9 protein-coding genes are annotated in these 16,509 nt (G+C 33.5%); 7 read left to right on the top strand and 2 right to left on the bottom strand.

The features are described 5' to 3' along the window. Positions 1–169 precede the first annotated feature (169 nt). Genes HMPREF0391_RS03830 through radA form a run of 5 tightly spaced genes read left to right on the top strand, consistent with a single transcriptional unit; the run spans position 170 to position 6,006 of the window. Positions 170–631 (top strand): CtsR family transcriptional regulator, encoded by a 462-nt coding sequence (locus HMPREF0391_RS03830; protein WP_002835572.1) that lies wholly within the window; start codon positions 170–172, stop codon positions 629–631. 10 nt (positions 632–641) lie between these two features. Then, positions 642–1,241: a hypothetical protein gene (locus HMPREF0391_RS03825; protein ID WP_002835571.1), complete on the top strand. Its 600-nt coding sequence runs from the start codon at positions 642–644 to the stop codon at positions 1,239–1,241. Beyond that, positions 1,234–2,229, top strand: a complete 996-nt coding sequence (locus tag HMPREF0391_RS03820) for a guanido phosphotransferase (protein WP_002835569.1) — start codon at positions 1,234–1,236, stop codon at positions 2,227–2,229. Before HMPREF0391_RS03825 ends, HMPREF0391_RS03820 begins: the two co-directional genes overlap by 8 nt. Then, positions 2,226–4,646, top strand: coding sequence for an ATP-dependent Clp protease ATP-binding subunit (locus HMPREF0391_RS03815; RefSeq protein WP_002835568.1), 2,421 nt, complete (start codon positions 2,226–2,228; stop codon positions 4,644–4,646). Before HMPREF0391_RS03820 ends, HMPREF0391_RS03815 begins: the two co-directional genes overlap by 4 nt. A gap of 1 nt (position 4,647) precedes the next feature. After that, positions 4,648–6,006, top strand: coding sequence for a DNA repair protein RadA (gene radA, locus HMPREF0391_RS03810; protein ID WP_002835567.1), 1,359 nt, complete (start codon positions 4,648–4,650; stop codon positions 6,004–6,006). Positions 6,007–6,034: 28 nt separating this feature from the next. Here the strand turns inward: radA and HMPREF0391_RS03805 are convergent, their stop codons facing one another. Both HMPREF0391_RS03805 and HMPREF0391_RS03800 read right to left on the bottom strand, forming a co-directional pair. Next, the gene (locus tag HMPREF0391_RS03805) at positions 6,035–6,340 is read right to left on the bottom strand and encodes a hypothetical protein (protein ID WP_002835566.1); all 306 of its coding nucleotides are present in this window, start codon (positions 6,338–6,340) and stop codon (positions 6,035–6,037) included. Between the two features lie 100 nt (positions 6,341–6,440). After that, positions 6,441–8,126, bottom strand: a complete 1,686-nt coding sequence (locus HMPREF0391_RS03800; RefSeq protein WP_002835565.1) for a M3 family oligoendopeptidase — start codon at positions 8,124–8,126, stop codon at positions 6,441–6,443. Positions 8,127–8,240: 114 nt separating this feature from the next. Here HMPREF0391_RS03800 and HMPREF0391_RS03795 point away from each other — a divergent pair, with 114 nt between their 5' ends. Continuing rightward, complete coding sequence (locus HMPREF0391_RS03795; protein WP_002835564.1) at positions 8,241–9,077, top strand: ADP-ribosylglycohydrolase family protein; 837 nt, start codon at positions 8,241–8,243, stop codon at positions 9,075–9,077. 412 nt (positions 9,078–9,489) lie between these two features. Next, on the top strand, positions 9,490–16,335 hold the full coding sequence (locus HMPREF0391_RS03790) for a S8 family serine peptidase (RefSeq protein WP_002835563.1): 6,846 nt from the start codon (positions 9,490–9,492) through the stop codon (positions 16,333–16,335). Positions 16,336–16,509: the final 174 nt, after the last annotated feature.

Genomic DNA, 16,509 nt, shown 5'->3' with positions numbered 1-16,509 from the left:
TTATAATTTTAAATTATTGAGGGAAGCTTCATAGCTTTCCCTTTTATTTTGAAAATTTTAGTAATGTTGTAGGATTTTGTTGTTGATATGAAAGGTCAAAGATGGTATAATTTAAGAAAGATAAATTTTTTTATTTAATTAGTCAGAGAAAGTCAAAAGAGGTGATAGTATGGCAGGGCTTAGTAACAGCATTGAAGCTTTTTTGAAGCAGTTGTTGAGTAACACTGACGATGATTTCATCGAAATCGGAAGAAATGATCTTGCCAATCAGTTTAATTGTGCTCCATCGCAAATTAATTACGTTCTGACTACTAGATTTACTCCGTACAAGGGTTATTATATTGAAAGTAGACGCGGTGGAAGTGGATATGTTAAAATAATAAAATTAACAATTGAAGACAGTAATCCGATTAAGGAGATTGTCGAAAATGTTATTGGAGATAGAATTACAAAGGATAAGTCGAATAATATTATTAATATGCTTTTGGATGAGGAATTGATAACTGAAAGGGAAGCTTTGGTTATGGTTCACGCTTTGGAGGATAATACTTTGTCGAAGGTGGATTTTAATGACAGGAATATTCTGAGGGCTGATTTATTGAAGAATATGTTATTGGCTTTTATGAGATAGAGGTGATTATATGAATTGCGATAATTGTGGTAAACCTGCTTTTATTCAAGTTAAAATCGTGGGACCATTTGGTGCTCGTGATGTGAATTTGTGTCATGATTGCTATGAAGAATATATGAATAATTTGAAGAATGAGATTATTTCGAATTCTGATTTTAAGTTTGATTCTGATGAACAATTGAACGATAATAAGGAGCTTTTTGAAGAAATCGCAAAACAAATTTCTGATGTGGTGGAGCATTTGCCTTTTGAAAAGGTACAACAATCTTCAAATAAAGATGTTGACGATAAGAGTGTGTGTCCAGTGTGCAATATGCCGTTTGATGAGTTGAAGAATTATTCATCGATTGGGTGCAAATATTGTTACGATCATTTCAGAGATTTCATCATGGATAAGAGAAATTCGAAAAGTTATCCAAAGTATTACAGGGGCAAATTCCCTAAGAATTTTGAAAAGGCAAAGGAAATTTTGGAGAAGTTGGATAGCTTGTCTGATGAGCTTTTCATTGCAATGGATAATGAGGAATTTGAAAAGTGTCACGATATTCAAACGAAGATTGACGATTTGGAATTGAAATTACAAGAGTATAGGGAAAAATGTTATGAATAATTCAAGTGTTGTAATGAAATCTGATGTGTCGTTGAGAAGAAATTTGTCGGACTATAATTTTATGTTGGTTATAGATACGGATTCTTGCGACGATATGAAATCAGATATAAAAAAAGAATTGAATAATCTGGAATATTTGAAGGAGTCTAGCGTTTATTCTTTTAAGGATACTAAAAGTACGAACAGAGATTATCTGAGAAAACAAGGATACATTTCTAGTACTTACTATGAGGATGTGTCTCCTGAGGTTATTATAAATAGCGATGAAAAATGCGTGTTTACTTTGGCAGATAATGACCACATTTGCATTACTGCTTACGATTTTGGGAAAAATTTGAGAGATATTTACGAAAAATGTCTGAATATTGAAGAAAAATTGAATGATAAATTGAACTTTGCTTTTGATATTGATTTTGGATATTTGTCAGATGATTTCTACGATTCGGGATGTATGATGGATGTGAGCATGTGTATGAACTTGAAGGCTTTGGAGTATTTCAACAAGATTGACGATATTCAAGATGTTGCAAGATACAGAGGATATATGTTTGAGAAAGCTTTCAATTCTAATACGAAAAGTTCGATTTACAGGCTTACGACTAATGGTCATTTGATGGATCCTGAATATATTATCAATGATATGACGCTTTTGATTGATTCGATTTGCAGAAAGGAAATTGAAAACAGACGCATTTTATTCGAAAATAATCCTGAGTTTAAGGATGACCTTTTGAGAAGTGTGTCGATGCTAAAATATTCAAGGGTTTTGGATGAAATTGAAGGAATGAACAGGATTGGAGATTTACTGATAGCTATCGATTTTGGAATTGTCGATGGTTTCAATGTAGATGATATTCTGGACTTGTACGATAAGACAAATAAGTTGAGGCTTGAAAAATTTCGCGAAAACAATAAATTGAATCAAAACATTGGAGTTTTGAGAAGCGAAATCATCAAGGATACTTTGGAAAGACAGGTGAAAAATTGAGAAAATCAGATATTTATAATTTAAGAACTGAGGCTGTGTATGAGGCAATTAGTTTGAAGCACGCGGATCTTGGAGTGGAGCATGTGCTACTTGCTATGTTCAAGTTTGATTTCAAGGCGTCTCAATATTTGAAAAAACACGGTGGAAATTACGAAAAAATTAGAAATTTAATTATAGATGAGTTGGGTTATGGAGACAGCGAGGAAACTAATCAAAGAATTAGCCCGAAACTTGAAGAAATAATCACTCAAGCTGTGGGATTGTCCAACACTTACGGAGAAAGGGCGATTACTCCAGAACACATTATGGCAGCGCTTTGCATGGACAGTTCTAACTACGCTAATCATTTGATGAAAAAAACAGGCGTGGATACTATGAAATTGACAGCGGAACTTCGCAAATATTTCTTTATGAAGATGAAGAGAGAACAAGGAGATGTAAACGACACATCAGCTAGTTCTTCTAAGTCAAGTGAGATTGAAAAGTACACTAAGAATTTGAACGAATTGGCAAAAGAAGGAAAGATTGACCCTTGTATCGGTCGTGAGGAAGAAATCGAAAGGATTATTCAAGTTCTTCTTAGACGTAAAAAGAATAACCCTGTGTTGATTGGAAATCCTGGTGTCGGAAAGACTGCTATCGTGGAAGGCTTGGCTGTAAAGATTGTCAACGGCGATGTTAATGATATTTTCAAGGACAAGGAGATTTTGTCATTGGATTTGGCAGCATTGTTGGCTGGAACAAAATACAGAGGAGATTTTGAAGAAAGAATCAAAAAAGTTATCGATACTTTGTCGAATTCTGAAAACAAAATTTTATTTATAGATGAACTTCATTCGTTGATGGGCGCAGGTGGTGCAGAGGGCGCATTGGATGCATCAAATATTTTGAAACCATCATTGGCGAGAGGCGATTTGCAAATAATCGGAGCTACAACTATCAATGAATACAGAAAAACTATCGAAAAGGACCAAGCTTTTGAAAGAAGACTTCAAACTATCATGGTAGATGAGCCTTCTGTTTCGGATTCTATACAAGTTATTGAAGGATTGAAGGACAAATACGAATCACACCATCACGTTCTAATTAGTGACGAAGCAATCAAAGCGAGTGTTGAATTATCGCACAGATATTTGAACGACAGATATTTGCCAGACAAGGCGATAGATTTGATAGATGAAGCTCAATCGATGGTTAGAGTGAAAAACTTCACTGGTGGCAAAAATTATGCGAAAATTCTAGAAGAATTAGAAGCAGAAAAACAAGAAGCTATTCAAAATTCTGACTTTTTGCTTGCAGCAGAAAAAAGAGATGCAATCAAGGAAGTAGAAGCAGAAATGGAAGAAGAAGACCAAGACGAAAACAAATTGGAAATTGGATTCGATGAAATAGCGAATATCGTGTCACGTTGGGCGAAGGTTCCGGTATCTAAGCTAACAGAATCAGAATCACAAAAATATTTGTTCTTGGCTGATAATTTGAAAAAAGTTGTCATTGGACAAGACAAAGCTATCGATTCTATTTCGAACGCAATTAAAAGAGCACGTGTTGGACTCAAAAATCCTAACAAGCCAATTGGATCATTTGTGTTTGTCGGACCAACTGGTGTTGGTAAAACATACTTGGCAAAGAAACTTGCTAAGGAATTGTTCAATGATGAGAATGCGATGATTAGAATTGACATGACAGAATATATGGAAAAACATTCGGTGTCAAAATTGATTGGATCTCCTCCGGGGTATGTTGGTCACGATGATGGTGGACAATTAACTGATATGGTGCGTACGAAACCATACTCTGTAATATTGTTTGATGAAATCGAAAAGGCTCATCCAGATGTTTTCAACACGCTTTTACAAGTTTTGGACGATGGTAGACTTACAGATTCCAAAGGACGCGTGGTAAATTTCAAAGATACTGTAATCATAATGACATCAAACATTGGCGCAACTGAACTTGAAAGCAAAAACGTAATTGGGTTTAATACAGCAGAAGATGTTGAAGTTGATGAATACAATAGAAACAAAGAGACTATCAACAATGCAATGAAGTCGATGTTCAAGCCAGAATTTATGAATCGATTAGACGATGTTATTGTGTTTAGCAATTTGAACAAGGAAAATGTAAAAGAAATTGCAGGACTTATGATGGATGAATTGGTTGAGAGAATGGCGAAGAATGATTTGATAATTTCATATGACGAAAAAATCTTGGATTATCTTGTAGACAAAGGATACGACAAGAAATTCGGAGCAAGACCTCTTGAAAGACTTATAAGAACGGATATTGAAAATGAACTTGCCGACAAGATTTTGAACGGAGATATCGACAAAAATAGAAAAACAACTATAACTGTGGTTAACGACAAGGTTAGCTTCAGAAGATATGTAAGACGCAAAAAGACTGTGAAACAATAATATGAAAAAGAAAACAAAATACGTGTGCAAAAATTGTGGCTACGAGCAAGCCATGTGGATAGGAAAATGCCCCAGTTGTAACAGCTGGGGTTCTATGCAAGAACAAGAAATCGTAGATGAAAAATCGAATACTACAACAAGTTCAACCAAATTTTCAAAAGCGGTTAAATTGGTCGATGTAAAGATAGATTCATCGGAGAGAATTCAATCGTCGATTACTGAATTGAACAGAGTTTTTGGTGGAGGACTTGTCAGAGATTCCGTGTCAATTCTAACTGCAAGACCAGGTGCTGGAAAATCAACTTTGCTTTTGGAACTTGCAAATGATTTGGCTTCTAAAAATATAAAAGTTCTCTACATTTCTGGAGAAGAATCCACATCTCAAATCAAACAACGCGCGATGAGAACTATGGAGAAAATCCCGGAAAATATTTGGTTGATTTCAACGACAAGCATGGACAACGCTTTGGATTCTATTCACAAAATAAAACCGGATGTGATTTTCTTGGATAGTATTCAAACATTCCAGCTTCGTGAGTACACTTCACGTCCAGGTTCTCCTGTGCAAACTGTAGAATGTGCGAATAAAATTGTAGAAATCTGCAAAAACCCCGAAAAACCAACTCTTGCGATTATGGTTGGGCATATGACAAAATCAGACGAAATGGCAGGACTCAGAACGCTTGAACACTTGGTAGATACTGTGCTTTATTTGGAAGGTGAAAGCGACGATCCTTTGAGATTGTTGACAACGACGAAAAACAGATTTGGTCGAACTGGAGAGATTGGACTGTTTAATATGCAAGAAGATGGAATAAAGGAAATCACCGATGCGTCTGATTATTTCGTCACAAAAAGGAAAAAAGATGTAAATGGTGCAGCGCTTTCTGTAATAAAAGAAGGGTCCCGAATTTTGGTTGTCGAAGTTGAAGCATTGGTGTCCAAATCATTCGCTCCGTATCCTCAAAGAATAGGTGACAGTCTTCGTAAAGACCAATTGAATACGTTGATATCTATATTGGAAGAACGCGCAGGGATGAATATGTATGACAAAAATGTCATCATCAAAACCACAGGAGGAATCAAAATCCAAGAACAATCCGTGAATTTGTCCATAATAATGGCGATTGCATCATCACTTATGAACAAACCAATTCCATCTGATGTTGTGTTCATTGGAGAAGTTGGATTGACAGGAGAAATCAAAAGAGTTCCACAAATAGAAACCAGATTAAAAGAAATCGAAAGATTGGGATACAAAAAAGTTTACATCTCACAAAACACGAAACTAACACAAAAATACGATCTTGAAATCAAACAATTTGATAGCATAAGATCGGTAATATCAGATATATTTTAAAAGGCACTCAAAAACTGAGCGCCTTTTTCTAATTCTTTCCTAATATTAATTTGTTGTTATGAATGTAGGTTTTTATCGCAGACAAATCATTTTTCTCATACAAATCCAATAGATATTGTCTGTGAATTTTGGATTCTTCTTTACCATCCTTGTAAATTGGATAATCTTCGTTTTCTTTCATGGACTGCATAGCCTTTTTCAAATCATCTTCAGAACTTATGCCGTATATTTCAGAATACGGATTGTAAGTATTCATAGTTTTACTCTTACACATGGTGAATGAAAACATCATCAGTACAGACAGTAAAATCACAAGTAATTTGTTACGTTTCATAAAAGCCTCCAAACTGTTTACTTAATTTAATTATAAAACGTTTTCTAAAAAAAACAACTCTTATATGCAAAAAAAGAGTGGACTATGTCCACTCTCAAAATTATAATTCTTTTTCTATTTCGTCTAATATTTCCAATAATTGTGGAAGGATTTCTTCAAGAACTCCATCGTTCATTGGGTTTTTGATGTTACCAGCTTTCATTATTCCGAAGAATGATTGGCTTCCACCAACTTTACAGATTTCAAGGTAATCTTTGAATGCTTCTTCGCGGTTCTTTCTTGATTTCAATAAGAATTGGAATGCACAAACTTGTGCTAATGTGTAATCAATGTAATAGAATGGGTTATTGAAGATGTGACCTTGTCTGTACCACCAAGTTCCTTTTTCCAAGAATTCATCATCATAATCCAAGTTTGGACGATACATCAATTCTATTTCGTGGTATTTTGCTTTTCTTTCTTCAGCTGTTGCATCTGGATTTTCGTATACGAAGTGTTGGAAATGGTCGATAGTTACACCGTAAGGAATGAAACTGATAGCTCCATCTAAGTGAGAGAATTTGAATTTGTTAGTTTCTTCTTCGAAGAATAATTCCATCCATGGCCATGTCAAAAATTCCATACTCATTGAATGGATTTCACATGCTTCAAATGTTGGCCAGATGTATTCAAAAATTCTTCCGTCCATTGAAGTATAAGATTGGAATGCATGACCTGCTTCGTGAGTCATTACTTCGACATCGTGAGTAGTTCCGTTGAAGTTTGCGAAGATGAATGGAGATTCATAATCTTCAATTGTAGTACAATATCCTCCGCCTTCTTTTCCTTTTTTGCTTTCCAAATCGAATAATTCTCTTTCATACATAAAATCGAAGAATTTTTTAGTTTCTGGTGACAGTTCAGAGTACATTTTTTTAGCGTTATCTACCAAGAAGTCTTTTTCTCCGTGAGGTTTTGCGTTACCATCTGTGAACATTACGTTGTTATCGTAAGCTTTCATGTCTTCAATTCCAATTCTCTTAGATTGTTTCTTTCTCAATTCAAGATAAACTGGTGTTACATATTTTTTGACAAATTCTCTGTATTTTGCAACATCATTCTTGTCATAATCAGTTCTCATTAATGATTTGTATTGGTATTCAATGTATGAATCAAATCCCAAAGCTTTAGCCATATCTGTTCTAACGTGAACCATTTCATCGTAAATATCGTCGATTTCTTTTTCATGTTCTGAGAAAAATTCTGAGATTTTTCTTGTAGCGGCTTTTCTTTCGTCACGATCTTTTGATTGTGTGTAAGGAGCCATTTGTGACAATGTCAATGTTTTATTGTCAAATTCGATTTGTGCAGATGCTATTAATTTGTTGTATTTAGTAGTTAATTGGTTTTCTTTTTGCTTAAAAGGAACAGCCTTTTCATTAAAAATCAATTGACAGCTTATTAAATCAAACAAATGTTGTCCGAAATGTTTAACCAATTCGTCTTTGAATTTGGAGTTGTCGATTGCTTCGTACATTTTAGTGTCTAGAACTGAATAATGTGGCATGTATTCATCCAAGAAATCTTGTTCTTCTTTGTAGAATTCATCGTTTGTATCAATTGTGTGACGAATGTATGCAAGGTTTACATTAGTGCTTAATGTTTTCTTGTATTTGTCCATTTCTTCCATGATTTTGATTTGTTCTTCGGAAGTTGTGGAATCGTTAAATCTTTTGATAAAATCTTCGACCTTTTTCTTGTCTTCTTCGAAGTTAGGTCTAGTGTATTTGTATTCTGTAAATTTCATTTTTTCACCTCTAAAATTATTTTATCATATTTTTATACTATGTAAATGTTTTTATGGTTGATAAATTCAATAAGCTATCGGTTTGAGATATAATATACAAAAGGAGATGAAAAAATGAACTCTGATTACAAAGACAGAATAAAAGGAGCGCTGTATGCATTTGCGATAGGCGATAGCATGGGTGCTACGACTGAATTTATGACAGAAGAGGAAATCCGTGAAAAATACGGTAGGATTACAGATATTGTCGGAGGTGGTTGGCTTGATTTGAATCCAGGGGAATGCACTGATGATACTGATATGAGTATTTGTGTTATGAATTCTTTGATGGAAAATGATCGTGATAATTTTGAGAAAAATACTATGAAAAATTTCGTGGAGTGGTACAATACTCATCCAAGAGGTATTGGCAATCAATGTAGACGTGCAATCGAACACTACATTCAGTACGAAATATTTATCGAAGAAGACGATACGGCGCTTGGAAATGGAAGTTTGATGAGAGCACTTCCTTGTGCACTGCTAGATAATGAAACTTCTAAAGATTTGAATATAAAACAAGGACGACTCACTCACAATAACGAAATGTGTGACAGAATTTTAAAAGAATACACACAAATTATCAGAGATAATGTCAACGGAAAAACTCATGAACTAAAAGATACGCAATTGTCGAAACCATCAGGATATATCGTGAACACTTTCAACAATGCAATTCATTGGGCTAAGGAAAATTCAATTGAAGATTGTATTATAAATGCTGTAAATCACGGGGGAGATTCCGACACGATAGCCGCAATTGCAGCAAGTTTAAGCGGCTCAATTCATGGATATTCTACAATTCCTAAAAGATGGATTGACAAATTAGACGAAAATGTAAAAGAACAAATTGAAAAATTTGTAGAGTATTTGTGCGACGGAAATGTGAATGATGATCGAAATAAAATATAAATTAGTTGAATGTATTTATTTGAGACTGTGAAATAGTTTTTGTATGAGAAATCCTCCTGATAAGACAATAATCAGGAGGATTTTAATATGTCAAAAAATACATAAAAAGTTATACTTAAAGCATAACTATAAATACATTATTTATTTTAAATGTATATTCAGGAAAATGATAAAGGTTTTTATATTTTAATTATTAATGAAATCTCTGTTTTTAAAATTATTAATATATTTTTATTATGAGTTTTATGTATATAAAGTTAAAAAAATAATTATATTAGAGGTCTTATAAATGTTGACTAGATAAAAAAAAAGTAGTAAAATTTAGAACGTAATTTTTGAAAATGGGACTCAATATCGATATTTGCAATTTATACCATGAATAAAATTAATATTTTTTAATCTAGGAGGATTTATGAAAAAAAAGAATATTATAAAGGCAACTCTTGTTGCAGCTTTATCAGTTTCATCAGTTTCATTTATGTGCAGTGATACAGTTTTTGCAAAAATTGAAGATACTGAAAATATTATTGACAATGAAAAATCTATAGAATATAAGCAGGATGGAAATAAGCTTACGAATGAGACGTTAAAAGTCAATAAAGAAAATTCGAACAATACAAACGATGAAAAGTTATCAGTAATTACAAAAGAAGATATTAAAGAGGATTCTGCAATTGATAATAAAAATACTTCCGATAACAAATATTCAAACAACGAAGTATCAAAAGGAAATGAATTGTATAAAGCAGATGAAATTCAAAACATTTCTAAAAAAGAAGAGGATAGAGTTGTATACATAGCTGAATTTAGGAATAAGGAGGATGGTCAGAAAGCAATTAAAGAACTATCTAATTTTAAAAATACTAAAGTTTTGTATACTTATAATACGATTTTCAATGGTTGTGCTATAGAAACAAATCGAGATAATTTGGACAAAATTAAACTTATTGAAGGCATTTCATCAGTCGAAAAATCACAAAAAATTCAACCGATGATGAACAATGCTCGAAAGGAAATAGGAGTTGATGAATCCATAGATTACCTAAAAGCAATCAATGCTCAATTTGGCAAAAACTTTGATGGTAGAGGAATGGTAATTGCAAATATTGATACTGGAACTGATTACAGACACAAAGCCATGAGAATTGACGAAGATGCGAAATCATCGATGAAATATAAGAAAGATGATTTACAAGGAACTGACAAGTACTTTTGGTTGAGTGATAAAATACCTCACGCTTTTAACTATTATAATGGTGGCAAAATCACTGTCGAAAAATATGATGATGGTTCAGATTATCATGATCCACACGGTATGCATATAGCAGGAATTCTCGCTGGAAATGATACTGATGAGGACATAGCTAATTATAATGGTATTGACGGGATTGCTCCAAACGCTCAAATATTTTCTTATAAGATGTATTCTGATTCAGGTGATGGATTTGCCGGTGATGAAACGATGTTTCATGCTATTGAAGATGCAATCAAGCATAAGGTCGATGTAGTATCTGTATCATCAGGTTTTACAGGAACAGGACTAGTAGGAGAAAAATATTGGCAGGCTGTTAGAGCTTTGAGAAAAGCCGGCATTCCTATGGTTGTAGCAACTGGAAACTACGCAACAGCTGCATCAAGCTCATCATGGGACTTGGCAGCAAATAACCAACTAAAGATGATTGATACAGGCAATGTAACTAGAACTGCTGCACATGAAGATGCTATCGCGGTCGCATCAGCTAAAAATCAAATAGTAGAGTTTGACAAGGTCAATATTGGTGGAGAAAGCTTTAAGTATAGAAATATCGGTACCTTCTTCGATAAGGATAAGATTATTAGAAATGAAGACGGAAGCAAGCTATCTGACAAAGTAAAATTTGTTTATATAGGCAAGGGTCAAGATGAAGATCTAGTTGGTCTTAATCTTAAAGGCAAAATTGCCGTTATGGATAGAATCTATACCAAAGATTTAAAATATGCCTTTAAAAAAGCTGCCGATAAGGGTGCTCGTGCAATCATGGTTGTAAATACAGTTAACTACTACAACAGAGATAACTGGACAGAGCTTCCAGCCATGGGTTACGAAGAAGATGAAGGAACAACTTGTCAAGTATTTTCAGTATCAGGTGATGATGGTCTAAAGATTTGGAATATGATTAATCCAACAAATAAAACAGAGGTTAAAAGAAATAAAAAGGAAGACTTCAAAGATAAGCTTGACCAATACTATCCAATTGACATGGAAAGCTTCAACAAAAACCGTCCAAAGCTTGGTGATGAGAAAGAGCTAGCCTTTAACTTTGCTCCTGATACAGATAAGGAACTTTACAAGGAAGAAGTAATAGTTCCAGCCGCTTCTACATCTTGGGGTCCAAGGGTTGACCTCCTCCTAAAGCCAGATGTATCAGCACCAGGAAAGAACATCAAATCAACTCTAAATGTAATTGACGGCAAGTCAACTTATGGTTATATGTCAGGAACAAGTATGGCAACACCAGTAGTTGCAGCATCAACAGTATTGATTAGACCAAAACTAAAAGAGATGCTCGCAAAACCTGTCTTAAAAAACCTAACAGGTGACGACAAAATCGACTTAACTACTCTTACAAAGATTGCCTTACAAAACACAGCAAGACCTATGATGGATCCAACAGGTTGGAAGGAGAAATCACTATATTATGCTTCACCAAGACAACAAGGCGCTGGTCTTATTAACGTAGCTAATGCACTAAGAAATGACGTTATAGCTAGCTTTAAGAATTTAGACTCTGAAGGTTTGGTAAATTCATATGGATCTATTTCACTTAAAGAAATTAAGGGCGATAAAAAATATTTCACAATTAAATTAATTAATACATCAGATAGACCTCTAACATTTAAAGCTTCATCATCTGCAATCACAACAGATTCCTTAACCAATAGACTAAAACTTGATGAAACTTACAAGGATGAAAAATCTCAAGATGGAAAACAAATTGTTCCAGAAATCCATCCTGAAGTAATTAATGGAGCAAAGATAACATTCGAATACGATACATTTACCATAAAACCAAATTCAAGTTTTGACTTAAATGCTGTAATAGATGTCGGAGATGCTAAAGATAAAAATAAATTTGTAGAATCCTTCATTAGATTTGAATCTAAAGAAGAAGTTGAGGCAATGTGCGGTAAGGGAAACAAGACAGTTTTTCAACCATCTCTATCAATGCCACTTATGGGCTTTGCTGGAAATTGGAACAAGGAGCCAATCCTTGACAAGTGGGCTTGGGAAGAAGGATCTAAATCAAAAACCATGGAAGGTTATGATGACGATGGTAAACCAAAAATACCTGGAACCTTGAATAAGGGTATAGGTGGAGAACACGACATCGATAAATTCAATCCAGCTGCCGTTATCCAAAACAGAAAAGATGGAAATACAAAATCACTTGATCAAGACCCTGACTTATTTGCATTAAATAACAACCAAGGATTAACTGATGCATCTAATAGCGGCTCAAAAGTAGCAAGAGTTTACCCACTCGATTCTAAAGGACAAAATCAAGAAGTACAAATAGAAAGAGGGCTAACTCCTTCACCACTTGTTCTAAGAAGTGCAAAAGAAGGACAAATATCAATCGTAAATACCGATAAAGAAGGAGAAGGTCAAAAAGATCTTAAAGTAATAACTAAAGAGCATTTTATTAGAGGTATCTTAAACTCTAAGAGAAATGACGCTAAGGGTATAAAATCTTCTAAGCTAAAAGTTATGGGAGATTTAAAATGGGATGGATTAATCTACAACCCAAGAGGAAGAGAAGAAGGCGCTAATGATGATAATAATAACCAAGACTTGGAAACAAAACTTAGGGGTCAATTTGAACCAATAGCTGAGGGTCAATACTTCTACAAGTTCAAATATAGATTAACCAAGGATTATCCATGGCAAGTTTCTTATATACCAGTAAAAATTGACAATACAGCTCCAACAATTGTTGATGTTGATTTCTCTAATCCAGACAAAATCAAATTAATAGCAAAAGATACCTACCACAAGGTAAAAGATAAGTATAAAAACGAAACCTTGTTTGTAAGAGATCAAAAAAACCATCCAGATAAATTTGAAGAAGTAGCCAACGAAGTATGGTATGCAGGTGCAGCTATAGTTGACGAGAATGGTGATGTTGAAAGAAACCTTGATGTTAAATATGCAGGAGAAGGCGAAGGAAGACACAGAAAGCTTGATGAAAAAGGAAATACTATCTACGAAATTAAAGGAGCTGGAGATTTAAGAGGAAAAATCATAGAAGTAATCGCCCTAGATGGTGCAAGCAACTTCACAAAAATCCATAGGATTAAATTTGATAATAAAGCTGACGCAAAAGGAATGATTTCTTATTACCTAGTAGATCCTGAGACAGATGCTTCTTCTTACAAAAAACTAGGTGAAATTTCTGAAGAAAAACTTAAAAATGCTCAAAGTCCAGAAGCTTCAAATAAGGCAGAAGAAAAGAAAGATACTGTTGAGGAAAATCCTATAGAAGGACCTTCAAATCTAGAGTTAAACAAAGAAATCTCTACTGTTAGAGGCTTTGAAGATAAAGACCTAAAGAAACTAGTTAAAAAGAAATATAAGCAAGAAGACGACTATGTAAATGGTGGAAAAAGAACAGTAGAACTTGATTATCAATATGATGAAAATGGAAATATAAAAGCCTATGAAGATGGAAGTGCTCTAGAATATGAAACTGAGAAACTTGATGATGTTAAATCAAAGCTTGGTGGAGTATTAAGCCCATCTAAGGATGGTCATTTTGAAATTCTTGGAAGAGTAAGTAATGTATCAAAAGATGCTAAGGCTTACTATGGTAATGACTTTAAATTAATAGAAATTAAGGCAAGTAAATACGACCCACAAACAAAAACTCTAACCTTTGACTTATTTGCAAACACAAATGATGTAGTCGATGGTCTATCCTTTACAGGAGATATGAACATTATCGTAAAAGATAAGGATCAAACAAAAGCTAAAACTATAATAAGGATGCCAGAAAAGAAGGATGAAGCAGAGGAAGCTTCACCATATGCTTCAAGCTACGGAAATATTATCGAACTAGGTGAAGGTGAGCTTACAAAACAAAAACCACAAGATCCAAGCAAGATGGATACAAACAAGATGTTCTTCGATCAAGAAAAGGGTCAATATATATTAAATGATAATATGATTGTAAGAAAGGGATATGCCCTAAGAGTTACTACATTTAACCCAGGAAAAACTGACATGCTCGATGGCAATGGAGTTTATAGCAAGGCAGATATAGAAAAAATCCAAAAGACTGCCCCTAACATCAAGGTCCTATCACAAAAAACAATCTACTGTGATAGTAGAAATGTTCAAGATGGAAGAAGCGCTCAATCGGTTCTTATGTCAGCATTGGATGGCTTTAATATAGTTAGATACCAAGTATTCAAATTCAAAACTAATGATAAGGGAGAGGCTATAGATAAGGATGGAAAGCTTGTAGATGATCCTTCTAAACTAGTTCTTCTTGGCAAAGATGGCAAGGAATATATCGGAGATGATAAATCAAACGTTGAAGCCATTAAAGAAGACGGTGCAATGCTATTTATCGATACAAAGCCTGTGAATCTATCAATGGATAAAAATTACTTTAATCCTTCTAAATCTAATAAGATTTACGTAAGAAATCCAGAATTTTATCTAAAAGGAAAAATTTCTGATAAAGGTGGATTTAACTGGGAAATGAGAGTTAATGAGTCAGTTGTAGATAATTATTTAATATATGGTGATTTACACATTGACAATACAAGAGACTTTAATATAAAACTTGATGTAAAAGATGGGGATATCATGGATTGGGGAATGAAAGATTATAAGGCAAATGGATTCCCAGATGAAGTTAAAGATATGGACGGAAATGTATTCTTAAAAACAGGTTATTCTTCAATGAACGCAAAGGCGGTAGGAGTTCACTATCAATTCTTATATGATAATGTAAAACCTACAGTTGAGAAGAGCGAAGATGGTAAAATATCTATTGAATATGCAAAAAATAAATTTATTAAATTTAACATATTTGATAAAAGAGATAATAACAAAGATGGAGAAATACAAGAACAACACATCTATGTAAATGGAAAAGAATACAAATCACTAGATGATATTAAAGACATCAAAGATAATGAATTAAAAATCAAATTTGTAGTAAAAGACTTTGCAAGAAATACTACAGTAAGAGAATTTAGCTTAAACAAAAATACTGAAACGATAACGTCTATAGAGCCAGAAAAAGTCAAGCTTACTATAGATAATAAGGAAAATGAACTAGTAAAAGGTGAAGATTTCGTTCTTCCAGCTTATAAGGGAAAAGTAGCAGAAGGATATCAATTTGATGGCTGGGAAATTTCAGGAGTAAAGGACAAAAAAGAATCAGGTTATGTTTTGTTCGTAACAGAAGCAACAACAATAAATCCAACTTTTAAGAAAATTAAGGTAAAAGAACAAGAAGAAAACACACCTACATTCGATATTAATAAGAAAAAGGAAACGTCTCAAGAAAATACTTGCCAACCAAAAGAAACAGAAGATTCAACAGACGTATCAAGTGACGATAATTTAAATCAATCGGATTTAGCTAATGATACTGAAGTTAAAATTTCTGATGATAAAAAAAATAGCTCTGAAAGCAAAAATAATGTTAATGTTGATAAGCCTGAAACAAATGAAAAAGAAGAAATAAAGACTAGTAAACCTACATTCGATATTAATAAGAAAAAGGAAACGTCTCAAGAAAATACTTGCCAACCAAAAGAAACAGAAGATTCAACAGACGTATCAAGTGACGATAATTTAAATCAATCGGATTTAGCTAATGATACTGAAGTTAAAATTTCTGATGATAAAAAAAATAGCTCTGAAAGCAAAAATAATGTTAATGTTGATAAGTCTGAAACAAATGAAAAAGAAGAAATAAAGACTAGTAAATCTTCAAACAAAAAGAACGACAAAGCTTATAAATTAGGTGAAAAAGACTCCGTTACAACAGTTGAAATCAACAAGACTACTGACAAAACAAATTCACCTAATAAAATTGATAAAAGCAGAAATATTAAAGGTAATGTGATTAGAAAAAATCAGCATATATTACCAAAAGCTGGGAATATTAGCGAAATCATAATGATGTCGGCAGCAGGATTTATGTCAGTAGCAGGTGCATTCTTTGGATTTAAGAAAAAAGACAAAAACGAAGAGAAATAATAGTATAGCAATACAAAAGTTTTAGTTTTTAAGATTAAAAGAGTGTGAGATAATTTGCGTATCAACTCTTACCAGAGACTGTGAAATAGTTTGTGTATAGAATCCTCCTGATATAATAGAAATCAGGAGGATTTTAAAATGCCAAGAAAAAGACCAGAAACAAGACTCAACAAA

Origin of the sequence: Finegoldia magna ATCC 53516 (assembly GCF_000159695.1) — a bacterium.
Lineage (GTDB): Bacteria > Bacillota > Clostridia > Tissierellales > Peptoniphilaceae > Finegoldia > Finegoldia magna_F.
The sequence above is the reverse complement of the archived record's forward strand: the minus strand, read 5'-3'. Positions and strand labels throughout refer to the sequence as shown.

Excerpts from the sequence above, each read along its gene's own strand:
- HMPREF0391_RS03805 (WP_002835566.1), bottom strand. The coding sequence starts at position 6,340 with ATGAAACGTAACAAATTACTTGTGATTTTACTGTCTGTACTGATGATG.
- HMPREF0391_RS03790 (WP_002835563.1), top strand. The coding sequence starts at position 9,490 with ATGAAAAAAAAGAATATTATAAAGGCAACTCTTGTTGCAGCTTTATCA.
- HMPREF0391_RS03830 (WP_002835572.1), top strand. The coding sequence starts at position 170 with ATGGCAGGGCTTAGTAACAGCATTGAAGCTTTTTTGAAGCAGTTGTTG.
- HMPREF0391_RS03825 (WP_002835571.1), top strand. The coding sequence starts at position 642 with ATGAATTGCGATAATTGTGGTAAACCTGCTTTTATTCAAGTTAAAATC.
- HMPREF0391_RS03820 (WP_002835569.1), top strand. The coding sequence starts at position 1,234 with ATGAATAATTCAAGTGTTGTAATGAAATCTGATGTGTCGTTGAGAAGA.
- radA (WP_002835567.1), top strand. The coding sequence starts at position 4,648 with ATGAAAAAGAAAACAAAATACGTGTGCAAAAATTGTGGCTACGAGCAA.
- HMPREF0391_RS03800 (WP_002835565.1), bottom strand. The coding sequence starts at position 8,126 with ATGAAATTTACAGAATACAAATACACTAGACCTAACTTCGAAGAAGAC.
- HMPREF0391_RS03795 (WP_002835564.1), top strand. The coding sequence starts at position 8,241 with ATGAACTCTGATTACAAAGACAGAATAAAAGGAGCGCTGTATGCATTT.